Raw genomic sequence first — 25,720 nt, 5'->3', positions numbered from 1 at the left:
CCTCCCGCACCGGGGAGGGACCGCGGACCTCGGCGGCTTCGTGCGTACGTACGGGCGCTCCTGCCCCGGTCCGCCCGTCGGGCCGACTCGGTGTCAGCCGCTGACGACCGCGCGCAGGCTCTCCTTGAGCGAGCCCATGGTGGCCAGGACCGCCGTCGGCTCGTACCCGCAGTGGGCCATGCAGTTGTCGCAGCGCGGGTCCTTGCCGCGCCCGAAGTTGTCCCACTCGGTGGTCTCGATGAGCTCCTTGTACGTCTCGACGTACCCGTCGCCCATCAGGTAGCACGGCTGCTGCCAGCCGAGCAGCGAGTAGGACGGGATCGCCCAAGGCGTGCACTCGAACTCCCGCTTGCCCTCAAGGAAGTCCAGGAACAGCGCGGAGTGGTTGAGCCGCCACTTCTTGCGCTTGCCGTCGGCGAACGCCTCGCGGAACATCGCACGGGTCTGCTCGACGCCGAGGAAGCGGTGCTGGATCGGCGCCTTCTCGTACGCGTAACCGGGCGAGATCTGCATGCGGTCGACCTTGAGGTCGTCGTTGAGGTAGTCGAGCACCTCGCGCACCGACTCCGGCGAGTCGGTGTTGAAGAACGTGCTGTTGGTGAAGACCTGGAAGCCGGCGTCCTTGGCCATCTTGATGGCCGCGACCGCCTCCTTGAACACGCCTTCTTTGGCCACCGCCGCGTCGTGGCGCTCCTCGAGGCCGTCGAGGTGCACCATCCAGGCGAAGTTGCGGTTCGGCTTGAACTTGTGCAGGTGCTTGGGCAGCAGCACCGCGTTGGTGCACAGCACCACGAACTTCTTGCGGCTGAGCAGCGCCTCGACGATCTTGTCGATGTCCTTGTGCATCAGCGGCTCGCCGCCCGCGAGGGAGACCATCGGCGCGCCGCATTCCTCGACGGCGGCGACGACCTGCTCGACGGGCATGCGCTTCTTGAGGACGTCGTGTGGCTGCTGGATCTTGCCGCAGCCACCGCACTTCAGGTTGCACGCGAACAGCGGCTCGATCTCCACGATCATCGTGAACTTGTCGTTGCGCTTGATCTTCTGCTTGACGAGATGCGTACCGATCTTCGCGGCCAGGTTCAGCGGCAGACCCATAGTTGTTCCTCGCCCCTTTCGGCACAGTCCGGGCCCGCGTGGATGCCCGACACTCACCGGTTGCTGTCAACATCAACATACAGGGTGTATGTCTCGAACCCGTTGTACGTGTGTCACACCTCGGGTCCAACCTTTCGCAAAATCGCCAAAACCCTTGCCAGGCGCGTGCTGTTCCCACTCGCGGGTATTTCGTGATCCACCGCAGGTCACAGCGTGCCATCCGCATGTCAGGCTTGGGGCGATGCAGTCTGTATGTCTCGGGAGCGTTGTATGTCAGTCACCCGTCGGGCCCAGCACGTCGCCGACACCCGCGACGCGCTCGTGACCGCCGCCCGCGAACTGTTCGCCGAGCGCGGCTACACCGCCACCGGTACCGAGGAGATCGTCGCCCGCGCACGCGTGACGCGCGGAGCGCTCTATCACCACTTCCGGGACAAGAAGGCACTGTTCCGCGCGGTGATGGACAGCGTCGCCGCGGAGGCCGCCGAGGCGCTGGTCACCCACGAGCTCCGGCACGCGCAGGAGCGGCCGGACGAGCCGTGGGACCAGTTGCGACACGGCTTCCAGTCGTTCCTGGACGTGTGCACGACCGGGGACTTCCAGCGCATCGTGCTCATCGACGGGCCGGCCGTGCTGGGCCAGGACGTCTGGGACACGCTGGTCGCCGAACACGGCCACGGACTGCTCGCGGAGTGGCTCCGCAAGGCCATGGCCAACGGCGAGATCGACGAACTGCCGGTCGCCCCGCTCGCCCGGCTGCTCGCGGCGCTCATCTCCGAGGCCAGCCTCTACACCGCACGGGCAGAGGACCCGGAGGTCGCGCGGCGCGAGGCGGGGGCGGTCGTGGACCGGGTGCTGGCGGGGCTGCGCAGCGGCAAGGGATAGGCCGTCGCATTGGTGCGGAAGGCCGGAACGCGCGGCGTGCGTACGCTTGGCGTCATACGTCGCACGGGGTGGTGCAGACCATTCACGGATCGGCACGTACCGTCATAGCCATGACATCCCGCGCCCTGCTGAATCCGCGTACCAACGGCCAAGCCGTTCTGCTTGTGCTGGTCGGCGCGGGATCGATCCAGTTCGGCGCGGCCTTCGCGGCCAAGCTGTTCCCGCGGGTCGGCCCCGAGGGTGCGGTCACGCTGCGCCTGGTCATCGCCGCGATCGTCATGCTCGTGGTGATCCGGCCCAAGGTACGCGGCCGCTCGCGCGCCGACCTCGGCACCGTCGTAGGCCTCGGCGTGGCGCTCGGCGGCATGAACCTGTGCTTCTACGAGGCGATCGCCCGCCTCCCGCTCGGTCCCGCGGTGACGCTGGAGTTCCTGGGCCCGCTCGGCCTCGCGGTGGTGTTGTCGCGGCGGCTGCGCGACATGTTCTGGATCGTGCTCGCCGCGGTCGGCGTACTCATGCTGGGCGAGGGCGGGTTCTCGGGCCTGGACGGCGTGGGTGTCGCGTTCGTCTTCGCGGCGGCCGCCTTTTGGGCGGCGTACATCGTGATCGCCACCAAGACCGCGCGGACCTTCAAGGGCGTGGACGGGCTGGCGCTCGCGATGGCGGTCGCCGCCGTGCTGGTGCTGCCGTTCGGCATCGTCGGGGCCGGGACCGCGCTGGTCAAACCGGGGGCGCTGGGCTTCGGGCTGGTGGTCGCGCTGATGTCGTCCGTGGTGCCGTACTCGTGCGAGATGCTGGCGATGAAGCGGCTCTCGGCGGCGACGTTCGGGCTGCTCGCCAGTCTGGAGCCGGCGGTGGCGGCGCTGGCCGGGCTGGTCGTCCTGAGCCAGACGCTGGGGATCGTGCAGGTGGCCGGCATCCTGCTCGTCGTCGCGGCGAGCGCCGGGGTGACGATCAGCCAGACGTCCGAGGCGCCGGCGGGCAAGTCCGCGGACAAGACGGGCGACAGGACAGGTGACAACGCGGGCGACAGTGCGCTGGGTCGAGATCCGGACGGAAGCGCCGGCCGGGGAGCGGGCTGCGGGGACGGGCACGGGCACGGTGCCGGGCCCGGCGCGGTTCCGGTCGAGGAACTGACCGGGGGCCTGCCGCCGCAGCCCTGAGCACCGCCGCCTTCGAGGGCTAGAGCTTCCACCACCAGGCTTCGAGGTCCTGGTCGTCCGCGAACTCCACGGGGAGTGCGTAGGGCGACTGCTCGGCTACCGCAAGGGCGCCGGTACGCCGCACCACGTCCCGCAGGTCTCGCACGGACGGCATCGCGGCGACCTCGTCGACGTCGTAGGGGCAGCCTACCGGGCCGCCGAGCAGCGTCCCGCAGCCGAACGCGTACCACATGCCTATGAGTTCGTGGTCCCCCTCGTGCGCTTCGGCGGCGACCGCGACCTCGCGGACGACGTCGATCAGCGGGGTCCGGTGCGGCGGGACGGCGTCGCGGCCGTTTAGTGCTCCGGCGTCCACCATGCGCCGCCACAGCTCGGTGCCCGCGTCGCAGTAGAGGGACGGCGGGTCGACGTAGCCGTCTTCGAGCCAGGAGCCGTAGCCGCCGAAGTCGGGCGCGTCCTCGTCGGACGTCCGCAACGCGGTGAACTCCGCCAACGCGTCGAAGTAGGCGCGCCGGGCGGCGTAGTCGGGGTGCCGGTCGAGCGGGAAGCGGTACGTGTACCCGCGGCGCAGCAGCGAGTCCATCACCCGGAAATGGGTGAACGAGCAGTCGTACTCCGCCTGGAATCGGTACAGCGCGACGAACCAGTCCCTGACGCGCGGGTCGTCCGGCGCGCTGTCGCGGTCGAGGACGCGGATCGATTCCGCAACCAGGTCTTCTATCTCATGTTCGGACATCGGCGGCTCCGACGACGCGGCGGAAAAGGGCCTGGACACCCGATCTGACGCGCTCCTCGCTCGCCTCGGGGTCGACCGCATGGTGGCACGGTCCGACGTACGCGTGCAGCAGGAAATCGACGGTCAGATCCGGATCGCCGACCGTGAACTCGCCGGCCTCCGTGCCGCCGCGCAGCAGCCGCAGCAGGAGGTCGCGGGCTCCACCCAGCGGCTCCGCTCCGCCGCCCAGCTCGTGGAACAGCACGTGGTAGAGCTGCCGGTGCCGCAACTCGGTGTGCACCCACTCCGCGACCAGCGTGTCCAGGCGCTCCGCCCACCCGACCGTCGGGTCGTCGAGCAGCGAGGCGGGCTTCTCCAGCATGCGGTCCCAGACCTCGGCCTGGAGTGCGGAGATCAGCGCCTGCTTCGAGTCGAAGTAGAGGTAGACCGTGCCCTTGGCGACCCCCGCGCGGTCGGCGACGCGGCTGATGGTGAGTGCGTCGTGGCCGGTCTCCAGCAGCAGGTCGGCCACCGCGGTCAGTATCTGGCGGCGGCGGACATCCGGCGGTTGGAAGCGGCCGGAGTTGACGGCCGGCTCGTTGCTGGGACTCACGGGACTCCTTCGGAACTGCGGTGCGACCGAGCATGCCACGGGCCGCCCGGCGGTTGACGAATGACCGTCAGTCATTAGTATGACTCTTGGTCAGTTGAATGACCAGCGGTCATACGTCGGGCGCGGCAGACGAAGGAGAGCACCATGACGACTCCCAGGCCGGAGCGGCCGAAGCAGTCGGAACACCCGAATCAGCCGGAGCAGGCGAATCAGTCGAAGCCGGAAGCGCACTACGACATCGCGATCATCGGCGGGGGCCCGGCGGGCCTCAGTGCCGCGATCGCCGCGACGCGGATGATGCAGCGCAGCGTCGTCGTCGAGTCGGCCGCGCCGCCGCGCAACGCCGCCTCCCACGGTGCCCACGGCCTCATCGGCCTCGACACGAGCACGCCTGCCGAAGTGCGCAGTGCCGCCTGGACGGATCTCGACCGCTACGGCCTGGCGGTACGCCGCGAGGCGGACGTCACCGACGTGTCGGTGGACCCCGGGGGCGGCTTCCTCGTCGAGATCGCTCAGCCCGGCGCGGCGGACCGAATCGCGGGTGAGGTCGGGGACCGGCCGGGCACGCGACGCGGCACGCTGTGGGCGCGCGACGTCATCCTCGCCACCGGCGTCGTGGACGAGCACCCGGACATCCCGGGCTTCGCCGAGTGCTGGGCGCAGAGCGTCATCCACTGCCCGTTCTGCGTCGGCTGGGAGAACCGGGACCGCACCTGGGGGATCGTCGCCCATGACCCGGACCACGCGATCATGACGGCCAGGGCGTTCCGGGCGTGGTCCGGCGACATCCTCGGCATCGTGCCGCCGGACATGCCGCGGATCGACGAGGTGCGGGCCGCGTACAAGGCGGCGGGCAACGAGCTCATCGAGGCGCGTGTGACCGGCCTGCGGCACCGGCACGGATCGCTGCACACGGTCGAACTCGACGACGGGCGCACCGTCGACCGCCAGACGCTCGTCTGGCATCTTGAGCAGAAGCCGGTGCCGTTGGTGTCGCGGCTCGCCGAGACCCTGGGGCTCGCGGTCGACAAGGGCGGCTTCGTGACGGTGGACGGGGAGCGGCGCACCAACATCCCGGGGCTGTACGCGGCGGGCGACCTGATCGTCCCGCTGGGCCAGAGCGTGCTGAGTTCGGTGGCGGCAGGCGGCGAGGCGGCCGCGTCGATCGGGCGGGCGCAGATGTTCGCGGAGTGACGGCGGGGCGGCACCGGGGGCCGGCCGAGTTGCGCGGCTTTCGAGCCGACGCGAGATCCGGGATGCGGGATCCGGGATGCGAGCTCCGCGGAGCGAAATCCGGGGAGCGGGGGCGGATGCGTTCCGATCCTGTTCACCGGCTCCGAGTAGCCTCGCGGACGTTCGGCACATTGATCGGGAGGCGGGATGAGCATGGCGGACAACACGGCCGGCAACACGTCGGAGGGCGCGGCGGCAGCGCAGCACGCGGGGCAGATCGGCCTGTGGGAGCGCTTCGACCGCTTCGGCGCGGAACCCGACGTGGCCGGCGCGGCGGCCGAGGCGGAGGAACTGGGCTACGCCACGCTGTGGATCGGCGGCGCGTTCCCCGGCCACCTGTTCGAGAACGCCGAGAAGGTGCTTGCGGCCACGTCGCGCCTCACGTTCGCGTCCGGCATCCTCAACATCCGCATGTTCCCGATCGAGGACACCCTCGCCGGGCTTGCCGCGCTGGACAAGACCGACCCCGACCGCTTCATCCTCGGACTGGGCGTCAGCCACGAGGAGTTCATGCGGCAGGAAGGGGAGGAGTTCGTGCCCCCGCTGGCCGCCATGCGGGCGTACCTCGACGCGCTGGACGCCGCCGGCATCGGCGAGGACCGCCGGGTGCTCGCCGCGCTCGGCCCGAAGATGCTGCGCCTGGCCGCCGAGCGCAGCGCGGGGGCGCACCCGTACTTCACGACGCCCGCGCACACCGCCGAGGCGCGTGCCCTGCTGGGCGACGACCCCTACCTGGCGCCCGAGCAGAAGGTCATCCTGGAGGCCGACCCGGCGACCGCGCGCGGCATCGCGCGTGAGGCCATGGGCCTGTACCTCGGGCTCGCGAACTACCGGAACAGCCTCAAGCGCCTCGGCTTCACCGACGAGGACCTGGCCGACGGCGGCAGCGACCGGCTGGTCGACGCGATCGTGGCGTGGGGCGACGAGGACACGGTGGCCGCGCGCGTGCACGAGCACCTCGCGGCGGGCGCGGACCAGGTCGCGGTCCACATCCTCCCGGCCGCGCCGGGTGCGACCGGGCTGCCCCGGGAGGAGTGGCGCCGCCTGGCACCCGCGCTGCTCGGCTGAGACGGCGGGGTCGGAGCGGCTGCGGTCGGCCGTCGGCGCTCGGGCGCTAGTGGGGGACCGGCTACCGCCGAGCGCCGACGGTGGACCGGTCACCGCCGACCGGGATCGGTCCGCGACGGCCGACGCCCTTGTGCGGCTGGCCCGTTCGGGCGAATTTCTCCTCGGCGTGCGGGTGATGCCGGGGCCGGCCCGATTCGGGATGCGCCGCGGCGGGTTGCCTCATCAGGACACATCCGATGAGATGACTGGGACCCGGTCGTATGCGCGTGCCTTCCTCTGCACTGCCATGGACACTCCGCCTCTCCGTGGCGTCCGTAGTCGCCATGACGGCCGTTCCGCTCGTCGCCGCACCCGCGTTCGCGGCGGGCGGAGCCTACGGCGACTGGACGTTGCCCGCGCCGACCGGCTCGTTGTCGTTCCCCGGTGTCGGCCTGCCGAACGCGGTGGTGACCACGGACAGCACTTCGCCGCCGGTCGCGTCCGGGCAGAGCGCGTTCCTGAACCCGTCGACGCCGTTCGGCCAGGCGTACGGCGGGTCGCGCGGGCGCCCGTACCTCGCCCTGCGCACCGCGGCCGGGGCTACGCCGTCCACGACGACGATCACCTTCGACACCGCGCCCCCGGCCGGGACGTGGGGCTTCGCGCTCGGCGACGTCGACGCCGACCACGTGCACATCTGCGCGACCGGCCCCGACGGCGTCGACCTCACTCCGGCCGAACTCGGTTTCCAGGGCGCCTTCAACTACTAACTGGCCGTCGCGGGCGGGGCGTTCATTCTGGTGGGCGGGGCCATGGTCCGGTGGACCACACGCCGCCGCTCCAATGACTGACGGGCCGCCGGGGAACCGGAACGCCGGCGGATCCAACGCCGGGCGTTCCGGTCGCCGGGCCTGATCGGCCTGATTGCACTGGCGGGTCTGACGGGCCGACCGGCCGCACTCGATGACCCGCTTGCTCCGCGTGATCGACATTTCCGGTTCGGCGTCCGCAGAGCGGGGAGGTGCCTTTTATGCCAATTGCTCCCGAACCTGTACTCGGACTGGTCAAGCGGCGCAACGAGCCCGTCGTGGTGCGCACCCTCCGCAGCACGGTCGCCGCCGTGCTCGCGTTCGTCGTCGCCCAGTGGCTGTCCGGCAACCCCGCGCCGCTGCTCGCGCCGCTCACCGCGCTGCTCGTCGTCCAGGTCACGCTGTATTCGACGCTCACCACCGGCATCCGCCGGATGTTCAGCGTCCTGATCGGCGTGCTCATCGCCGTGGGATTCGTGGAACTCGTCGACCTCACCTGGTGGAGCCTGGGCAGCCTCATCCTCGCGTCGCTGGTCGCCGGACACCTGCTCCGCGTCGACCCGTTCGTCGAAGAGGTGGCGATCAGCGCGATGCTCGTGCTCGGCGTCGGCAGCCTCCACGCCGCGCACTCCACCGCCGCGGGACGCGTCGGCGAGACCCTGATCGGCGTCGCCGTCGGCATGCTCTTCAACCTCGTGTACGCCCCGCCCGTCTTCGTGCAGCCCGCCGGCGAGGCCATCGAAGACCTCAGCAACCGCCTCCGCAACCTGCTGGAACGCATGGGCCGGGAACTCCGCGGCGGAGCGTCCCGCGACCACGCCGACGCGTGGCTGAAGGAGGCGCGCATCCTCGACGGCGACATCGTCCAGGTCGACGGCGCCCTGGCCCAGGCCGAGGAGAGCCTGCGCCTCAACCCGCGCGCGGCGCGGCACGCCCTGCACGCCGGGATCGTGCTGCGCAGCGGCCTCGACACGCTCGAACACTGCACCGTGACCATGCGGTCCGTCTGCCGCGGCCTAGCCGACCTCACCCAGGAGTCCGGGCGGTACGAGAACGTCTATCCCGCCGAGGTGGCCGAAGCCCTCGACAACCTCCTGCGCCATCTCGCCGACGCCGTCGGCAACTTCGGCCGCATGATCACCGCCGAGGTCACCGCGCGCGCCGAGGAGGCCGAGACGCAGCTTGCCACCGCGCTCTCCGAGGCCCGCGCCGACCGCGACCACGCCGCCAATCTGCTGCGCGCCGAGACCGAGTACGAGCCCGACACCTGGGAGCTGCACGGGACCCTGCTCGCCAGCGTCGACCAGATGCTCGACGAGCTCGACGTCGACAAACGCGTCGAGCCCCGGCTCGCCGCCAGCAAGCACACCCGCCGCAGCAAGAGCCGGGCCGCGCGCCACCTCAAGCGGCTGCGCCGTGTCCGCGACAACCGCCCGGACAACCGGTCCGACGGCCGCTCGGGCAGCCGTACCGACAACCGTCCGGGCACGCGTACGACCAGCTCGGCCGACCGCTATGCGGCCGGCGGCCCCGCCGCCCGCGACATGCCGCGCTGACGGGTACGGGGCGCGGGCGACGCGACGTACACGCAACTGTCCGGATTGCGCGGATGCGACGCACCCTTCGCATGGCTGCGCGTCCGTAGGGCAGCGCGTGACTCACGTCACCAACTCTTCGGGAGGTACCGTGCGTTCGCGTCGTTTTCTGGTCGCAGGAGTCGTTGTCGCCGCATTGCCGTTGTCGGCCTGCGGCGACGACGAGAAGAGTCGTGCCGACATGGATCCGAAGGCGATCGCGGAACAGGCGATCGCCCACACCAAGGAGAACCGCACCGTTGCGGTGACCGGCACCGGAACCGACGAACAGGGCGCCGCCCAGGAGTCGCAGGCGTGCATGGCGATCTCCCCTGACGGCAACACGAGTTCGATGAAGGGCACGACGAAGGTGGACGGGGTGTCCGCCGAAGTCATCGGCACGGGCGGGAAGTCGTACGTCAAGGCACCCGGGATGTTCTACGCCCGCGAGGCGGGCGGGACCGACCCGGCATCCGTTGCCGCCTTCGACCGCGCTGTCGGTGGGAAGTACGTCGTCGGTGACGACGAAGGGTCGCAGGACAGCGCCGACTTCTTCGACGGCAAGACGGACGGACTGGTGAAGGGCGAGGTCACCGACTTCCACGGCAAGAAGGCCGTGCCGCTGTCGTGGACCGACGCCGACGGGACCCGCAAGACCGTGTACGTCGCGGCCAAGGGAGACCCGGCCGTGGTGGGCCAGTTGGAGGAGAACGGCCCGGCCCGGGTCGAGTCCGAGGTCACCGGGTACGGCGTCCCGTGCGACGTCGCCGCACCGCCCGCCGACCAGGTGATCACGCAGGAGCAGGCCCGCCAGGCGGTGGCCGCCCAGGCGTGACGCGGCCGCGTCCCCGGCTCCGTTCGGGGCCGGTTCCGTAAGCCTGCCGGGCGGGGCACCCGGCCGGCCGGCCGCCCCGCGCACCCTGCGCACGCGTCGCCCGCGCACCCCGCGTCAGCGCGGGGTGCGCGGGACGACCGCCTGCGTCTCCGTAGCGTCGCTCGCGCCGCGGACGACGACCGTCCGCGGCGCTCGCGCTGTCGCTACTTGGTTTCGCCCTTGGTGTCGCCCGAATCGGTCCGACGGCCCTGGAGGTCGCGGCGGGTGTCGTCGTCGGCGGGCAGATCGGCCTCGATCCGCTCCTTGCGCACGGTGCCCGTCACCGTCTCCTCCTCGACGTGCTCCTCGGTGGTGAGGCGCACGCGCTCAACCGGGGTCACGCGTGTCTCGACCACGGCCTCCTCGGCGTACAGGGTGACTTCGTGCTCCGAGTCGGAGATCTCCGGACCCGCCATGGCGGCCGAGCGGTTCGCTTCGGTGATGGGCTCGCGTTCGACGCGGACCTCGTCATGGCGCAGCGGCACGGTCTGCTGCTCTTCCTCGGTCACCACGTACTTGCGCAGGCGCGCGTGTCCGGCCTCGTGGCGCTCGACGCCGACGTGCATGTGCTCTTCGGAGCGGGTCATGGCGCCGCCGGTGTCGGCTGCTCCCGCCTGCATGCCCGCCGCGGTCCTGCCGGTTGCGGTCTTGCCTGTCGCGGCCGTCCCGGATGCTGCTGCCGTGCCGGACGCTGCCTTCCCGGATGCCGCTGTCCCGGTTGCCGCCGTGCCGGAGGCGGCCTTCGTGTCGCCGCCGGCAGAACTGCGGCCCGCGATACCCGCGGCTCCTGCGGCTCCAGCAGCCCCGGCCGCGCCCGCCGCTCCGGCAGTACCGGCGGTGCCCGCAGTCCCGGTCTTGTCGTCGGAACGGGCCCATCCGCCTTCGCCCGGCTGGTTGGCCTTCTGCCAGGCCTCGTCCCAGGCGATGCCGTAGTAGTCGTAGAGCCGGCGTTCTTCCTGTGCCGACAGGTGGCCGCCCGCATCGACGTCGACGTTCGGCGCATCCTTGATCTTGCTCTTCGGGTACGGCACCTCCACGTGACCGTCCGTCATCGTGGCGTCCCTGATGGGCACGAACGATTCGTTGCCCCCGAACAGCCCGGTCTTCACCGTGACCCATTCCGGTCGCCCCGTGGCGTCGTCGAAGAAGACGTGCTTGGCCGGGCCGACCTTGTGGCCCTCCGCGTCGTACACGGGATGATCCAGCACGGCGGGTATCTGATCGCGGGTGATCATTACTGCCTCCACTGCTGCGTTGTTTCGTGCTGTGTCGCTTCGGTCGTTGTGGCTTCTCCTCCGCGGGCTCGGCTCCGTGGGTTTGTCCATGGGCTCGTTCGAGGGCAGCCGCGGGCATGCGCCGCAGCCGAGCCCGCGCGGCGACGCCGACGACGGCGCAAGCGCGCGAACGGTCTTGGAGACGGAGAGAATCCGATGAACTAACTGGAGGATCAACGGGTGTGGGCCTGCCCGCCGTACTGCCGGTCGGGCTCTTGCCTGGCAAACCCGGTCAATCTGATGCTTACCGCATGATCAGCCTATAAACGAACCAATTGCCTCGCGATCTCGGCGGCCGCCCGAGGCGGCCCGCCGAGATCGCGAGGATTGCGAGGATCGCGCGCTTCTGTGCCGCTCCTCGGCCCCTACGCTGCTGCGCTCCCGCCGCGTACCAGCGCTCCCGCGAGGACACCCGTGTGCTCGCCGGCCTCGAAGGCGACCTCTCCCGAGACCACCGTGGCGACATAGCCGACGCCGGAACTGAGCAGGCGCGGCCCGTCGCTGGGCAGGTCCCTGGCGATCCGCGGCGAGGTGGTCCCGAGTCGGTCGAAGTCGATCAGGTTGATGTCGGCCTTCAGGCCGGGGGCCAGGACGCCGCGGTCGGTCAGGCCGACCAGCGCCGCGGTGTCCGCGCACTGCCGCTTGACCACCCACTCGACGGGCAGCCGCTGGTCCTCCGCGACATCGCGGGCCCAGTAGGACATCAGGAACGTCGGGAAGTCGAAGTCGGCGATCATCGTGCAGTGCGCGCCGCCGTCGCCCAGCCCCGGCACGGTCAGCGGGTGGACGAGCATGTCGCGTACCGCCGTCAGGTCGCCGTCCGTGAAGTTCGCGACGGGCGTGTAGATCGTGCCGCCGCCCACGACGACGTCGTACGCCACTTCGAGCTGGTCGGTGCCGCGGGCCGCGGCGAGGGCGTTGAGCGAGCGCCGGACGTCGGCGTCCCAGTTGGGCGGGGAGCCGAGTTCGAAGGAGTGTGCGAAGCGGGCGGCGGGGTCCGTCCCGGAGGCCCGCAGTTCGGCGAGGATGCGCTCGCGTACGTCCGGCGTGCGCAACGCCGTCGTCACCGCGGCCCCCGCCGCGTCGCCGGACGAGGCCGCCCCCGCCGTCGCGGCCAGGGACCGGTACGTGGCCGAGCCCAGCAGCGGGTGGACCCGCCCCGCGAGGGACATCAGCAGGCCGACCGGGCGCGGCGCGACCTGGCCGCGCATCCGCAGCCCCGCCGCGTTTGCGGCCTCGAGGTGCCGCAGGATGTCGCGGTAGCCGTCGCTCGGCCGGCCGGGACGCTGCAACGTGGTCACCGACATCGGCCGCCCGCTCACCTCGCACATGCGGCGCAGGATCTCGAAGTGCGCGTCGACCGGGTCCTCGAACACCGCCTCGAAGACCCCCAGGCCGGTCCGGCCCACCGCCTCGGCGATGCCGACGAGTTCGGCCGCGCGGGCGGTCAGCGTCGGGGTGAGGCGTCCGTCCGACGCATGGTGGTTCACCGACCGCGAGGTGCTGAAGCCCAGCGCGCCGGCGACGACCGCCTCGGCGGTGAGCTCGCCCATGCGGCGGATCTCGTCGTCGGTGGGGACGGCCGTGTGGTCGATGCCGCGCTCGCCCATGGCGTACACCCGGACGGCGGCGTGCGGGACCTGTGTGGCGGCGTCGATCGCGCGGGGCACGCGGGCGACCGCGTCCAGGTACTCCGGGAAGCTCTCCCAGTCCCAGGCCAGTCCGCCGCGCATGACCGCACCGGGGATGTCCTCGACGCCTTCCATCAGCGCGATCGTCCAGTCGAGGTCGGCGGGCCGCACGGGCGCGAGGCCGACGCCGCAGTTCCCGGTGACGACCGTCGTGACGCCGTGCGTCGACGACGGCGTGAGCAGCGGGTCCCACAGCAGGTTGCCGTCGTAGTGCGTGTGGACGTCGACCCATCCGGGCGTGACGAGCAGCCCCGAGGCGTCGATCTCCCGGCGTCCGGCGGGCAGCTGTGCGCCCACTTCACGGATCCGGCCGCCGTTGACCGCCACGTCGGCGGTACGCGGCGCCGCACCGGTTCCGTCGACGACCGTGCCGCCGCGGATCACCAGGTCGTCCATGTGCCAACTCCCTTTGCCCGTCGAGCCCCAGGTGCCCCCGGCTCGCGGCCGAGAGTAGGCCGGACTCCTTGACCTTGCAATGGTTTCTCCGGGCGGTCGCCGCGGATCTCTTGATTTGGTCAATCATCTTCGATATGTACGTCGGGTAACCAATTTTTCGGGGGCACGAGGCCTGACGTACGGAGGCACCTGGTCATGAGCGGACGCCTGCAGGACCACGTCGCGGTGATCACCGGCTCGGGAGCCGGCATCGGCAAGGGCATCGCCCGGCGGTTCGCCCGCGAGGGCTGCCGCATCGTGGTCAACGACATCCGCGAGGAGCCGGCCCGGGCCGCGGCGCAGGCGCTGGAATGGGAGTTCGGGGTCGAGACGCTGACGCTCGTCGGCGACGTCACCGACCGCGACTTCGCGATGGGCCTGGTCACGTCCGCGGTCGAGCGCTGGGGGCGGATCGACGTCCTGGTCAACAACGCGTGGGGCGGCGGGCACACCAACCGCCTGGAGAACAAGACCGACGCGATGTTCGCGCACGGCCTCGACATGGCGCTGTGGGCCGGGCGCTGGACGATGCAGGCGGCCTTCGCGCCGATGCGCGACGCGGGCGGCGGCTCTGTCATCAACATCTGCTCGTTGAACGGCGTCAACGCCCACCTCTACACGGCGGAGTACAACGTCGGGAAGGAAGCGCTGCGGGCGTACACGCGGTCCGCGGCCCGCGAATGGGCGCAGTACCAGATCCGCGCCAATGTGATCTGCCCGGGCGCGAAGACCGAGGCTTTCGCCGCGTACGCCGCCGCCAACCCTGAGCAGGCCGCGGCCGCAGAGGCGATGAATCCGATGGGGCGCATGGGCGACCCGGAGAGCGACATCGGCGGTGTGGCGCTGTTCCTGGCCTCGGAGGACTCCCGGTACGTCACCGGCAACACCCTCTTCGTGGACGGCGGCGGCGCGATCAACGGCGTGGTGTGGCAGCCGGTTCCGGAGGAAGACAGGGCCTCGTCGTGAGCAGAGCTGACGGCGACGGCGACGATGACGGTCACGGCGCGGGCGGGAGTACGGGCGGGGGCACGGGCCGCAACGCCGATGCCGTCGAGCAGTTCTACCGGGCGTTCGGCGAGGCCTCGCGGCGCATCGCGTACAGCCGCATCGAGCAACGGATCGCCGACGCACACGAGTTGGACCTGCTCGCGTTCCGCCTCATGCTGCACGTCCGCGAGGAGGACCGGCGCGTCGGCGAGCTGGCGCAACGCGTGGTCGCCCACGCGTCGCACACCTCCAAGGCACTCACCGTGCTCGAACGGCGCGGCTGGATCACCCGCCACGCCACGCCCGGGGACCGCCGGGTGGTCGAGGTGCGCACGACGCCCGCCGGGCTGACCGCGTCCCGCGCCATGCGCGCGGAACTGCGGGCGGCACTCGCCGAACGGGTCGCGGACTGGTCGGAGGGGGACCTCGCCACGGCGACGGCACTCATGCGCCGCCTGTCCGACGCGTTCTGAGGCCTCCGGCCCCGCCCCGGCACGTCCGACGCTGCCGGCGCCTCCGAGGCACCGTGCCGCACGACCGGAGGGGCGCGGTGCGGGGACGGCGTCGGCAGGCGATTAAGATTGCGGAACGTGACGCCCCAGCCTGCGAGCAAGCCCCGCATCCCGAACGTTCTGGCCAACCGCTACGCCTCCGCCGAGCTGGCCACCCTGTGGTCGCCCGAGCACAAGGTCGTCCTCGAGCGCCGCCTGTGGCTCGCGGTCCTGCGTGCGCAGGCCGACCTGGGGATCGACGTACCCGCCCCGGCGCTGGCCGACTACGAAGCCGTCGCCGAGAACGTCGACCTCGCCTCGATCGCGGAGCGTGAGCGCGTCACGCGGCACGACGTCAAGGCGCGGATCGAGGAGTTCAACGCGCTGGCCGGGCACGAGCACGTGCACAAGGGCATGACGTCCCGCGACCTGACCGAGAACGTCGAGCAGCTCCAGATCCGCCAGTCGCTCCAGCTCGTACGCGACCGCGTCGTCGCCGTCCTCGCGCGCCTCACCGAGCTGGCCGCGGACAACGCCGAGCTGGTGATGGCCGGCCGCTCGCACAACGTGGCCGCGCAGGCGACCACCCTCGGCAAGCGGTTCGCCGGCATCGCCGACGAGGTGCTGGTGGCGTACGCCCGCCTCGACGACCTCCTCGGCCGCTACCCGCTGCGCGGCATCAAGGGCCCGGTGGGCACCGCGCAGGACATGCTCGACCTGCTCGGCGGCGACCAGGACAAGCTGGCCGACCTCGAAGGCCGGGTCGCCGCGCACCTCGGCTTCGACGCGACGCTCGTCAGCGTCGGCCAGGTCTACCCGCGCTCGCTCGACTTCGACGTCGTGACGGCCCTCGTGCAGCTGGCCGCCGGGCCGTCCTCGCTCGCCAAGACGATCCGCCTGATGGCGGGGCACGAACTGGTGACCGAGGGCTTCCAGCCGGGCCAGGTCGGCTCGTCCGCGATGCCGCACAAGATGAACACGCGCTCGTGCGAACGCGTCAACGGCTTCATGGTCATCCTGCGCGGCTACATGTCGATGACCGCCGAACTCGCCGGGGACCAGTGGAACGAGGGCGACGTGTCGTGCTCGGTGGTCCGCCGCATTGCGCTGCCCGACGCGTTCTTCGCCTTCGACGGCCTCGTCGAGACCTTCCTGACCGTGCTGGACGAGTTCGGCGCGTTCCCGGCCGTCATCTCGCGCGAACTCGACCGCTACCTGCCCTTCCTCGCGACCACCAAGGTCCTCATGGCCGCCGTGCGCGCCGGCGTGGGCCGTGAGACCGCGCACGAGGTCATCAAGGAGCACGCCGTCGCGTCCGCCCTCGCGATGCGCGAGCAGGGCGCCGAGCGCAACGAACTCCTCGACCGCCTGGCCGCCGACGAGCGCCTCCCGCTGGACCGTGCTGCGCTGGACGCCCTGCTGGCCGACCGCCTTTCCTTCACCGGCGCCGCGTCCTCCCAGGTCACCGAAGTCGTACGCCGCGTCGAGGACGTGACGACCCGTCACCCCGAGGCCGCGAAGTACCGCCCGGGCGCGATCCTGTAGCCCACTCCGCCTGAACCGGCGGCCCGATGCCGTGAACATGGTGCCCGTGCGGAGCCTTCCGCGCGGGCACCACACGTCTCGTCCCGGGTAGGCACACCATCGGAGTCGACCGGACCCCGCCCGCGTACGCCACGGCGTCGACCCGGACGAGCTCGCTTCCCTGGCCGCCGAGGACGCACCGGCGGAACGCCGAAGTCCGCGACGGCTTCCGGCCCGCCCCCGACGAGGCCGACCTCGCCTGGGCAGGGGACTTCTTCACCTGGGTCCGCCCCTGGATCGACCACGGCTACGGCCTCTACCTCTGGTCCTGACCGCCGTCCCCCTCAGCCGCGCCCCGCGCCGCGTCGTACGCCTTCACGACCCGCTTCGGCGCCGTCAGCCGCCAGGCGTCCTCGACCAGCTCCGCCAGCTCCTCGGCCGAGATCCGGTCCAGGACCACATCGATCCATCCGAAGCGCCCGAAGAACGGCTGCGGCGAGAACACCTCGGGCGCCTCCTCCAGCAACGCCGCCTGCGTCTCGCGCGTGGCCTTGAGACAGACCGTCGGAGCCCCGTAGCCCATCATCCCGAACATCTTCTTGCGCACGCGGAACGTCGGCTGGTCGCCCCACGCGTCGATCACAATTTCCTCGGCCTCCGGGAAGGCCAACATCATCCGGCGAACATCCTGCTCAGTGGGCATGCGAACCGTTCTACCCGCCACCCCCGACAACCGCCCGCGTCCACGCCGTCAAGGTCCCGCCGCAGGTTGCCGACGCCACCCGCGGCGTCGCGGGAACGTACTCCGCCGGGTCCTTGACACACCTGCCGCAGGCCCGAAGCCCCTCGACGGTCCGCGCCACCTCTTCGGTGCACGCGGCCCAGTCCTTGCGCTCGTCGGGATGCATAAGCAGCGAGGGACACCGTCCGTTGGTGTGAGGCGTAGTGATTGACCCCGACCCGGTACACGACGACGCGCACAAAGCTTCCTCAATGGCGTGTCCAACAAGCCTAGAGGCGACACCCGGCCGATCCGGCGCTCTTCCCCACAGCCCAACACCCCGGACCGACGCTTTGCGGAACTCCATTCCGCGGCGGACGCACGGCGTATCGCTGGGGCGGTGGTCTTGATAGGAGTGAGTGGGGCTGCTCGGGTTACTTCTTGGGTGTGGACATTTGGCGGTGGGTGCGGCGGCGGGCGGGGGATCGGGGGCCGGACCGGGCGGCGGAGGTCGGGCCGAGCCGGAGGGTGGAGCGGCGTGAGCCGGATACGCCTATTGCCTTGGGGTGGCGGGGCTGGTGGGACGCGCTGCGGCGTACCGCGCACGAGTTCCGCGAGGACGAACTCGCCGCACGCTCGGCGGCGTTGACGTACTACAGCGTCATGTCGTTGTTCCCCGCCCTGCTGCTGGCGATCGCGGTGCTCGGCCTGGCGGGGGAGTCGGTGACCGATGCCGTGCTCGACGATGCGCAACAGGCCCTGCCCGGTTCGGCGCACGATGTGGCGGCGAACGCGATCGAGGAGTTGCAGCGCACCAGCGGCGGTGTCGGGTCCGTTCTCGCCGTCGTGGGCCTCGCGTGGGCGGTGTGGTCGGCGTCCGGGTACGTGCGGGCGTTCATCCAGGCGGCCAACGCGGTCTACGAGGTGCCGGAGGGCCGGCCGCTGTGGAAGGTCACGCCGGTACGCATCGCCCTCACGCTGGGGCTCATGCTGCTCGGCTGCGCGGGCGCACTGGTGGTGGTCGTCACCGGCGGCATAGCGCGGCGTACGGGGGACGCGCTGGGGTTGGGCGATGCCGCGCTGACCGCGTGGGCCTTTGCGAAGTGGCCCACACTGTTCGTGCTGTTCGGCGTGATGCTCGCACTGCTCTACTGGTGCGCACCGAACGTCCGCTCGGAGGGCTGGCGGTGGGTCACGCCGGGGAGCCTGGTCGCGCTGGTGCTGTGGATGGGCGCGTCCGCGTTGTTCGCCGTGTACGTCGCGAACTTCTCACACTACAACCAGACGTACGGCGCGATCGGCGGGGTCATGGTGTTCCTGGTCTGGCTGCGGCTGTCCAACCTCGCCATTCTCCTCGGCCTGGAGTTCGACGCAGAACTCGCCCGGGGCCGTGCCATCGCCGGCGGGCTGCCGGAAGAGGAGGAGCCCTATGTCCATCCACGTGACACCCGCAAATGGCACCCGGAGGATTACCGACAGTTCGCCGAGTGATCCGCAGCCTCGTTGATTCGTGGCTCCGTTGATCCCGTAGCTCCGTTGCTCCGTGGCTGAAGGTTGATTCGCAGGCCCCGTTGCTTTGTGAAACGGACCGCCGACCGGGCGGGATGTGTGCGTGATCGATGCATCGCAGGGTGTTCGCCAGACCTAAATGGAATACCTGGGCGGAGTCGTTCCGGTTGTTGCCGTGCGCTGTTAGCTTCGCGCGCCATGACCAGAATTCCGCTGCACCGCCGCGACTTCGTGAAGATCACGGCCGCCGCCTCGGGAGCCGCCGCCGTGGGGGTGGCCTCGGCGCCCGCCGCGCACGCCGGCGAGGCGGCCACCTCCGGCACCGGCAAAGGGACGGCCTTTCTGCACGGCGTCGCGTCCGGCGACCCGCTGCCGGACGGCGTCGTCATATGGACCCGCGTGACCCCCGAGCCGGGCTGCCGCCCGGGTTCGCGGCGCGGGCCGTCCAGCCTCGTGTTCTGGGAGGTGGCCGCCGACCCGGACTTCCACCGTCCGGTACGCGTGGGCATCGCCGCCACCGGGCCCGACCGCGACCACACCGTGCAGGTGGACGTACGCGGACTGCGCCCGGCCACCACGTACCACTACCGCTTCCGCACACTCCACGACCGCTCGCCCGTCGGCCGCACCCGGACCGCCCCGGCGAGCCGGCAGGACGTCGCGGGCCTGCGGTTCGGGATCGCCTCGTGCGTCAGCTACGGCAACGGCTACTTCGCCGGCTACCGCCACCTGGCCCGGCGCGGAGATCTCGACGCGATCATCCATCTCGGGGACTACATCTACGAGTTCGCGTCCAAAGCCGGCCACCCGGGCAGCACCGACGTACGCCCGATGGAGCCACTCGGCGAATGCCGGACCCTGGCCGACTACCGGGCCCGGCACGGGCAGTACCGCACCGACCCCGACCTCCAGGCGATGCACGCGGCCGCGCCGATCGTCGCCACGTGGGACGACCACGAGCAGGCCGGCGACGCGTGGTCCGGCGGCGCGCGCGACCACGACCCGGCGACGGAAGGGACGTGGGCCGAGCGGTCCAAGGCGGCGAAGCAGGCCTACTTCGAGTGGCTGCCGGTACGCGAGGACGTGCGCGGCTCCACGCAGCGCCGCCTCGCCTTCGGCACGCTCCTCGACCTGACGATGCTCGACCTGCGCAGTTTCCGGTCGCAACAGGTCGACCCAACCGACAACGCGGGACTCGACGACCCGGGCCGTACCCTGACCGGCCGCCCGCAGATGAGCTGGCTCAAGAGCGGACTCGCGCGCGGAAACGCCACCTGGAACCTGATCGGCAGCTCGGTCATGGCCGCTCCCTGGCGTCTGCCGACGGGCCAGGCGAACCCGCCCGTCACCATCAACGCCGACCAGTGGGACGGCTACCGCGCCGACCAGAACGAACTGTTCACCCACCTGCGCGACCACGACCGGCGCAACACGGTGTTCCTGACCGGCGACCTGCACTCGTCGTGGGCGGGTGAGGTTCCGGCGCCCGGCGGAGGGGCGCCGGTGGCCGCGCAGTTCGTGGTCAGCTCGGTGACGTCGACGCCGTTCGGCAGCCTGTTCCCGGGCGGCGCCGGGGCCCAGATCATCGCCGCGATCCTGGCCATGAACCCGCATCTCCGGTGGGGTGAGGCGGAATCCAACGGCGTGGGCATCCTCGACGTGACCAAGGCACGGGTGCAGATGGACTGGTACAAGGTCGCCGACCGCGCGAAGCCGGACAGCGCGGTGACCCACCTCAAGTCCTTTGCGCTGGACGGCGCGACGAAGAGAGTGGTGCCCGCGACGACCCCGGTCTGACCGTCGGCGCCGCTCCCCGGGCCCGCCGCCGCGTGCGGTAGGGCGGGCCCGGGGACGGCTTCCCCGGGCCGGGCCGGGCCGGGTACTGCGAAGTCCGTTTCCCGCCAGCCGATTTCGGCCCGCGACGGCAGGCTGTCCGGTGGAACGGAGGAACCACAGTGCCCACAGCCCCCGATGACGCCTGGTCCGTCATGCAGAAGTTCTATGCCGCCGAGGCCGCGTACGTGGCCGCGGGCGGCTACGGCAAGGCCGACTACGCGGCGGTGGCCGCGTACCTGGACCCCGAAGTCGTCCTGCACCAAGCGCCCGGCCTGCCGTTCACCGGCAGCGGAACATGGCGGGGCCACGACGGTCTGGAACGGTTCCTGGCGGCCTTCAGCGAGACCTGGGAGTCGATGGAGTTCCTGGACCAGGCCCATTGGGGCGACGCCGACACCGTCGTCGTGCACAGCCGGGTGCGCTTCCGGGCCCGCGCGACGGGACAGGACGTCGACACCTCCATCCTGCAGCTCATCACGGTCCGGAACGGCCGTATGCTCGAATGCCGCCCCTTCTACTGGGACCCCGGCGCGGTCGCCCGCGCCTGCGACAGCGCCCCGACGGCAACGTTGCCCTCGCCCTGAAGCGCGTGGCAGGCTCGCGCCCATGCCGACCTTCCTCGCCCCCGACGACGGCTCCCGCCTTGCCTACCGGGCCGACGGGGACGGCGAGCCGCTGATCTGCCTGCCCGGCGGCCCCAGTGCCTCCGCGTACCTCGGCGATCTCGGCGGCCTGACCGTACACCGCCGCCTGACGGCCCTGGACCTGCGTGGCACGGGGGGATCCGCCAGGCCCGGGGACCCTGACGCGTACCGCTGCGACCGCCTTGTGGACGACGTCGAGGCATTTCGCGCACACCTCGGACTCGCGCAGATCGACCTGCTTGGCCACTCCGGAGGCGTGAACCTGGCGGTGCTGTACGCGGTGCGCCATCCCGAACGCGTACGCCGCCTCGTCCTGGTCGGCCCCAGTACGCGCGCCGTCGGTGTCGACATCACCGGGGAGATGCGCCGGGACGTGGCGCAACTCCGGGCACGGGAAGCATGGTTCACCGAGGCGTACGCCGCCCTTGACGTGCTGCTGTCCGGGGGCGACGCCGACTGGGACGCGATCACGCCGTTCCTCCACGGCCGTTGGGACGACGAGACGCGCGCCTTCCACGCGGCGAGCCAACCGGACAACGACGACGCCGTGCGGATGTACGGGGCCGAGGGCGTCTTCGACCCGGCCGCGACGCGGGCGGCGCTGAAGACGTGCAGTGCCCCGGTCCTGCTGCTCGTGGGGGAGTACGACCTGAACAGCCCGCCGCCGTCGACCGAGGAGTTCGCGGATCTCTTCCCGCACGCGGAAGTCGTCGTGCAGCCCGGGGCAGGCCACTACCCGTGGCGCGACGACCCCGCCCGCTTCGCCGCGACGGTCGCCGACTTCCTGGGCTAGCGCCGCTCGACCGTCGCCCCCGACCACACGCGGGCGGCGACCTGGCGAAACTCTCCACACAACCCGCACCGGATCTCCGGCAGCGGCCCCGACGGCCGCCGTGCCGCATCGGCTTCCATGGCTGTGGACTTAGGGGGAAACCCCCTGCCACCGAAGGGATCCCGATGCGTGTCACCATGATCCTCCCGGCGCTGACGGAAGCCACCGGGCCCGCCCGCCGTCCCGTCAAGTACGCGCTGTTCCCACCCCTCGGCCGGGCCACCCTCGCCGGATACCTCGACCCCGACGACGAGATCGACCTGTGCGACGAGCACGTCGAGCTCCTCCATCTGGCCGCGATGCTCGGCGCACGCCCCGACCTGGTGGTCATCCAGCCGTACATCACCTCCGCCTGCCGCGCGTACCCACTCGCCGACATGTTCCGCGCGCACGGCTCGACGGCACCTCCATCCCCGCCGACCACGAGCGCCCAGCCGCGGGGGCCGTGCCGCGCTTCCCGCAGGCGGGCTTCGCGGCAAGCGGCGCTGCCCCCGATTGACCAGTCGCGGGGGAGTAGGAAGAAGGCCGGGCGGGCGTCGGCGGTCAGGTATCCGGTGTCAGGCGTGGCCGAGGCCGTGGTGCAGTTGGCCGCCAAGTTCGGCGGCGATCTGGTGCATCCAGGCGGACATTTCCGTGCGGTCCTGCGAGTGGTCGCCGCGCAGGGCGGCAAGCTGGGCGTCGTCGAGGCGCTCGGGGCCGGTGGCGTCGATCATGCGGCCGAGTTCGGCGAGGACGGCGACCAGCCTCTCGGCGTCGGCGTGACCGACGGACGCGGTGTGGGCGTGGTGGCTGGCGGTGACGGATCCGGGCATCGTGCTTCTCCCTCCGGTGTCCTGCCATCCACGCTACGCCGCCCGTACGGGGCCCTCGACCGCAACGGGAGCGGGCCCGGCCCGGTGCGCGGCTCAGTACACAGCTCCGACGTCGCGGAGGACAGCGCTTCGGCGGTGGGTCCGACGCAGCACGCTGCTTCACCCGGACCGTGCGCTCGCCCGCGTCCAGGCGCTCATGCCGGGCGCCGACGCCGAGATCCTCGACGGAATCGGCCACGCCGTCCCCTTCGAGGCGACCGAGTACGTCAACGCGCGCATCCTGAAGTTCGTCGAGACCGCCCACGGCGACTGGGCGCCTTGCGCCGCGGTGGTGCAGGCGTGGCGGTGCGCGCGGAGCCGGCGATGTCTCCGAAAGCGGCGGGGAGGTCGGAAGGGGGGTGAGGTACGGCTGCCGGTTGGGCCTCCTCGATGAGGGCGTTCCGGTGTTCAGTTGTGCCCATCCGGCCCCACCCCCCATGACCGCGGACCTCGAAGGTGCTCTGACCGGCCTCAATCTCGTCGGTACGGTATCCCGCCCCGCTGACACCGCCTCGCCGTGGTCATCGGGGCGGGGCGGTGTCCGGTGCGGGCGGCTCAGGCGAACGCGGCTTCGCGACGGTACGCACCGGGTGTGGTGCCGAACGCGTGTCGGAACGCCTCGATGAACGCGCTCGGCGTGGCATACCCGCACGCCGCCGCGGCACCGGTGACGGACGCGCCTCCGGCGAGCAGCTTGAGCGAGTGATGGAGCCGCAGTTGGCCGCGCCACTGGGGGAAGCTCATCCCGGTCTCGGCCCGAAACAGGCGGCTGAGCGTACGCTCCGCGGCTCCCACCGCCGCGCCCAACTCGGCGAGCGTCCGCTCGTCGCCCGGATCCGCGGCCAGCAGGGCGGCGACGTCCCGCAGCCGCGCGTCACGCGGCGTCGGCAGGCCGAGAGGCAAGGCCTCCACGCGCTGCAACTGGTCCAGGGCCACGCGCTCCAGATTGCGGCGCTGACCCGGCGTCAACTCTCGTTCCCGGTCCGGCACATGCTCGGCTCCGGTGAGTACGGCGACGACCTCGCGCAGCAGCGGCGAGACCGACAGCACCGTGGGCCGGTCCAGGCGCAGCGGGTTGACGTCGGTCGGGAAGCAGAGCGTCCGCAATTCGCTGGGTCCGTGTGCCTCGTGCGCGTGCGCGACCCCGGCCGGGATCCACACCGCCCGGTGCGGCGGCACGACCCACGAGCCGGTCTGCGTGGAGACCTGGAGCACCCCGAGGCCCGGCGCGATGAGCTGGTTCACCGCATGGTCGTGCCACTCCACCCGTTCCCGGTGCGCCATGGGCGCTCGGGTCGGGCCGTCCAGGGGCTTCCGGGTGATCGACATGGTCCGGCCAGGATAACGAGCCCGCTTCTCGGCGCAGATTGGCGGGTTGTCGGTAGAAGGCGTCCGAGTATCGACAGCTCCCAAGGCGCGGCGACCGGAAAGCTGGTCCACCGGGACCAGGCAGACAGGTACCAGGCATAAAGGTGCCAGTCGTACTGGAACCCGCCTGGACCGGACATGCCAGCCGGAGTCATCGGCCGGTCTCACCCGCCGGACTCACCAGAAGGGACGACTCGCACATGAGAGCGCACGCGGCCGCCACCGGGGCCGCAGACGACGCCGCAAACGATACTGCCAAGGACGGGTCCACGGACGCCGCCGAAGCCGCCGAGGCCGTCGGCGCCCGGGGGACCGGCGAGAGTGCCAAGCCGCGGGCCGACCCGACCGTGTGGCGGCGGATGCGGCTCTGGGGCATCGCACACGCCGTTGACGACCTCTACCAAGGGCTCGTGCCCGCGAGCGTGCCGTACTTCGTCCTCGAACGCGACTACAGCTACGTCGCCGCTTCTGGGCTGACGCTGGCGGCGACCCTGGGCAGTTCCATCCCGCAGCCTTTCCTCGGTGTCGTCGTCGACCGCTACCGCGCGGGCTGGATGGCCGCCGCCGGTGTCGGGCTCGCGGGCCTCGGGCTCGGCTTCTCCGGACTGATGCAGCCGTACTGGGCGGTGTGGGCGCTGATCCTGCTGTCCGGCCTGGGCGTTGCCATGTTCCACCCGGCGGCGGGCAAGGCGGCCCGCGAACAGGCCGGTGAAAGCACCGCCGCGATGAGCGTGTTCGCGGCCGGGGGCAGCGTCGGATTCTTCATGGCGCCGGTGCTCGCCACGCCCGCGCTCGTCGCGTGGGGCGTCGGCTCGACGGCGCTGTTCATCCCGCCCGCGGTGCTCGTCGCGTACGTCCTGCACCGCAACCGGCACCGCCAACGCGCCCTCGCCGCCGCGGCGTCCAAGTCGCGTGCCGGCGAGGACCGCTGGGCGCCGTTCCTGGTCCTGACCGGCATTGAAGTCGTCCGCTCGGTCACGTTCTTCGGGGTCAGCACCTTCATCGGGCTGTACTGGATCCGGTACTTGGACGCCTCGGACGTGCTCGGCGGCGTCGCCCTGGCGTTCTTCCTCGGCGGAGGCGTGCTGGGCACGTTGGCCGGCGGCCGGATCGCGGACCGCATCGGGCTCGTGCGTACCGTGCAACTCGGCGGTGTGCTGGTGATCCCGATGCTGGTCGGCCTGCGCGCGACGCCCGGACCGTACGTGCCGCTGCTCTTTGCGCTGCTCACCGGAGTCGCGCTCAACATCCCGTTCGCCGTGCTGGTCAAGCTCGGTCAGGACTACCTGCCGACCCGTCCCGGTACCGCGGCAGGGGTCACGCTGGGGCTCGCGGTGAGCGTCGGCGGCCTGATCTCCCCGGTGTTCGGGTTCGCCGCCGACGCGAGCGGGCCGCAGGCGGTGTTCCTGATTCTGTGCTTCGTACCGATCGTCACGCTCGCTCTGTGCAAGTTCCTGAGCGAACCCGGCACACCGCCGGCAGGCGCCGACGAAGGCACGAACAACCAGCGCACGAGAGTGAGTTGACGAACAGCAACGAACCACGG

At 71.3% G+C, this 25,720-nt stretch carries 24 protein-coding genes; 15 read left to right on the top strand and 9 right to left on the bottom strand.

Translation table 11 applies throughout. The features are described from left to right. Positions 1-93: 93 nt before the first annotated feature. Complete coding sequence (gene hpnH, locus ACWD12_RS05665; protein WP_358364431.1) at positions 94-1,098, bottom strand: adenosyl-hopene transferase HpnH; 1,005 nt, start codon at positions 1,096-1,098, stop codon at positions 94-96. 270 nt (positions 1,099-1,368) lie between these two features. Here hpnH and ACWD12_RS05660 point away from each other — a divergent pair, with 270 nt between their 5' ends. Then, positions 1,369-1,983 carry a TetR/AcrR family transcriptional regulator gene (locus tag ACWD12_RS05660; protein ID WP_358364429.1) on the top strand — a complete coding sequence of 205 codons (615 nt, stop codon included), beginning with the start codon at positions 1,369-1,371 and terminating at the stop codon, positions 1,981-1,983. Between the two features lie 110 nt (positions 1,984-2,093). Further along, the gene (locus ACWD12_RS05655; protein ID WP_450098470.1) at positions 2,094-3,146 is read left to right on the top strand and encodes an EamA family transporter; all 1,053 of its coding nucleotides are present in this window, start codon (positions 2,094-2,096) and stop codon (positions 3,144-3,146) included. A 19-nt stretch (positions 3,147-3,165) separates the two neighbouring features. Here ACWD12_RS05655 and ACWD12_RS05650 read toward each other — a convergent pair whose 3' ends face one another. Next, entirely contained in the window at positions 3,166-3,882 is a 717-nt protein-coding gene (locus ACWD12_RS05650) for a hypothetical protein (RefSeq protein ID WP_450098469.1), read from the bottom strand. Further along, the gene (locus ACWD12_RS05645) at positions 3,869-4,474 is read right to left on the bottom strand and encodes a TetR/AcrR family transcriptional regulator (protein ID WP_358364421.1); all 606 of its coding nucleotides are present in this window, start codon (positions 4,472-4,474) and stop codon (positions 3,869-3,871) included. The genes ACWD12_RS05650 and ACWD12_RS05645 overlap by 14 nt, the downstream gene beginning before the upstream one ends. 144 nt (positions 4,475-4,618) lie before the next feature. Between ACWD12_RS05645 and ACWD12_RS05640 the strand changes: the two genes are divergently transcribed. The 5 genes from ACWD12_RS05640 to ACWD12_RS05620 all read left to right on the top strand — a co-directional run bounded on the left by ACWD12_RS05640 (position 4,619) and on the right by ACWD12_RS05620 (position 9,972). Next, on the top strand, positions 4,619-5,668 hold the full coding sequence (locus ACWD12_RS05640; protein WP_450098468.1) for an NAD(P)/FAD-dependent oxidoreductase: 1,050 nt from the start codon (positions 4,619-4,621) through the stop codon (positions 5,666-5,668). 186 nt (positions 5,669-5,854) lie between these two features. Continuing rightward, positions 5,855-6,775 (top strand): LLM class F420-dependent oxidoreductase, encoded by a 921-nt coding sequence (locus ACWD12_RS05635; RefSeq protein WP_450098467.1) that lies wholly within the window; start codon positions 5,855-5,857, stop codon positions 6,773-6,775. 323 nt (positions 6,776-7,098) lie between these two features. Further along, positions 7,099-7,524 (top strand): hypothetical protein, encoded by a 426-nt coding sequence (locus ACWD12_RS05630; RefSeq protein ID WP_450098466.1) that lies wholly within the window; start codon positions 7,099-7,101, stop codon positions 7,522-7,524. A gap of 260 nt (positions 7,525-7,784) precedes the next feature. Beyond that, positions 7,785-9,119 carry an FUSC family protein gene (locus tag ACWD12_RS05625; protein WP_450098465.1) on the top strand — a complete coding sequence of 445 codons (1,335 nt, stop codon included), beginning with the start codon at positions 7,785-7,787 and terminating at the stop codon, positions 9,117-9,119. Positions 9,120-9,339: 220 nt separating this feature from the next. Further along, positions 9,340-9,972 (top strand): hypothetical protein, encoded by a 633-nt coding sequence (locus ACWD12_RS05620; protein ID WP_450098464.1) that lies wholly within the window; start codon positions 9,340-9,342, stop codon positions 9,970-9,972. A 203-nt stretch (positions 9,973-10,175) separates the two neighbouring features. Here ACWD12_RS05620 and ACWD12_RS05615 read toward each other — a convergent pair whose 3' ends face one another. Then, positions 10,176-11,246, bottom strand: a complete 1,071-nt coding sequence (locus ACWD12_RS05615; protein WP_450098463.1) for a PRC and DUF2382 domain-containing protein — start codon at positions 11,244-11,246, stop codon at positions 10,176-10,178. A 404-nt stretch (positions 11,247-11,650) separates the two neighbouring features. Next, a complete protein-coding gene (locus ACWD12_RS05610) occupies positions 11,651-13,372 on the bottom strand; it encodes an N-acyl-D-amino-acid deacylase family protein (RefSeq protein ID WP_450098462.1) in 1,722 nt (573 codons plus the stop codon). 195 nt (positions 13,373-13,567) lie between these two features. Between ACWD12_RS05610 and ACWD12_RS05605 the strand changes: the two genes are divergently transcribed. The 3 genes from ACWD12_RS05605 to purB all read left to right on the top strand — a co-directional run bounded on the left by ACWD12_RS05605 (position 13,568) and on the right by purB (position 16,434). After that, positions 13,568-14,377 carry an SDR family NAD(P)-dependent oxidoreductase gene (locus ACWD12_RS05605; protein WP_358359530.1) on the top strand — a complete coding sequence of 270 codons (810 nt, stop codon included), beginning with the start codon at positions 13,568-13,570 and terminating at the stop codon, positions 14,375-14,377. Next, positions 14,374-14,871, top strand: coding sequence for a MarR family winged helix-turn-helix transcriptional regulator (locus ACWD12_RS05600; protein WP_450098461.1), 498 nt, complete (start codon positions 14,374-14,376; stop codon positions 14,869-14,871). Before ACWD12_RS05605 ends, ACWD12_RS05600 begins: the two co-directional genes overlap by 4 nt. A gap of 117 nt (positions 14,872-14,988) precedes the next feature. After that, entirely contained in the window at positions 14,989-16,434 is a 1,446-nt protein-coding gene (gene purB / locus ACWD12_RS05595; protein WP_450098460.1) for an adenylosuccinate lyase, read from the top strand. Positions 16,435-16,729: 295 nt separating this feature from the next. Here the strand turns inward: purB and ACWD12_RS05590 are convergent, their stop codons facing one another. Further along, positions 16,730-17,116 carry an MmcQ/YjbR family DNA-binding protein gene (locus ACWD12_RS05590; RefSeq protein ID WP_450098459.1) on the bottom strand — a complete coding sequence of 129 codons (387 nt, stop codon included), beginning with the start codon at positions 17,114-17,116 and terminating at the stop codon, positions 16,730-16,732. Positions 17,117-17,695: 579 nt separating this feature from the next. Between ACWD12_RS05590 and ACWD12_RS05585 the strand changes: the two genes are divergently transcribed. The 4 genes from ACWD12_RS05585 to ACWD12_RS05570 all read left to right on the top strand — a co-directional run bounded on the left by ACWD12_RS05585 (position 17,696) and on the right by ACWD12_RS05570 (position 21,916). Further along, positions 17,696-18,625, top strand: a complete 930-nt coding sequence (locus ACWD12_RS05585; RefSeq protein WP_450098458.1) for a YihY/virulence factor BrkB family protein — start codon at positions 17,696-17,698, stop codon at positions 18,623-18,625. 216 nt (positions 18,626-18,841) lie between these two features. Then, positions 18,842-20,440 carry an alkaline phosphatase D family protein gene (locus ACWD12_RS05580; protein ID WP_450098457.1) on the top strand — a complete coding sequence of 533 codons (1,599 nt, stop codon included), beginning with the start codon at positions 18,842-18,844 and terminating at the stop codon, positions 20,438-20,440. A gap of 158 nt (positions 20,441-20,598) precedes the next feature. After that, the gene (locus tag ACWD12_RS05575) at positions 20,599-21,063 is read left to right on the top strand and encodes a nuclear transport factor 2 family protein (RefSeq protein WP_450098456.1); all 465 of its coding nucleotides are present in this window, start codon (positions 20,599-20,601) and stop codon (positions 21,061-21,063) included. A 22-nt stretch (positions 21,064-21,085) separates the two neighbouring features. Beyond that, positions 21,086-21,916 (top strand): alpha/beta fold hydrolase, encoded by an 831-nt coding sequence (locus ACWD12_RS05570; protein WP_450098455.1) that lies wholly within the window; start codon positions 21,086-21,088, stop codon positions 21,914-21,916. On the opposite strand, the gene ACWD12_RS05565 is transcribed toward ACWD12_RS05570, so the two are convergent. The 3 genes from ACWD12_RS05565 to ACWD12_RS05555 all read right to left on the bottom strand — a co-directional run bounded on the left by ACWD12_RS05565 (position 21,913) and on the right by ACWD12_RS05555 (position 24,135). Beyond that, on the bottom strand, positions 21,913-22,347 hold the full coding sequence (locus ACWD12_RS05565; protein WP_450098454.1) for a hypothetical protein: 435 nt from the start codon (positions 22,345-22,347) through the stop codon (positions 21,913-21,915). The two genes, ACWD12_RS05570 and ACWD12_RS05565, sit on opposite strands and share 4 nt — an antisense overlap. 165 nt (positions 22,348-22,512) lie before the next feature. Beyond that, on the bottom strand, positions 22,513-22,767 hold the full coding sequence (locus tag ACWD12_RS05560; protein ID WP_450098453.1) for a hypothetical protein: 255 nt from the start codon (positions 22,765-22,767) through the stop codon (positions 22,513-22,515). Between the two features lie 594 nt (positions 22,768-23,361). Further along, the gene (locus ACWD12_RS05555; protein WP_358359549.1) at positions 23,362-24,135 is read right to left on the bottom strand and encodes an AraC family transcriptional regulator; all 774 of its coding nucleotides are present in this window, start codon (positions 24,133-24,135) and stop codon (positions 23,362-23,364) included. A 398-nt stretch (positions 24,136-24,533) separates the two neighbouring features. On the opposite strand from ACWD12_RS05555, the gene ACWD12_RS05550 reads away from it, so the two are divergent. After that, positions 24,534-25,700 carry an MFS transporter gene (locus tag ACWD12_RS05550; protein WP_450098753.1) on the top strand — a complete coding sequence of 389 codons (1,167 nt, stop codon included), beginning with the start codon at positions 24,534-24,536 and terminating at the stop codon, positions 25,698-25,700. Positions 25,701-25,720 lie beyond the last annotated feature (20 nt).

It is taken from the genome of Streptodolium elevatio (genome assembly GCF_053592165.1).
This window is presented reverse-complemented; position numbering and strand designations above follow the sequence as displayed.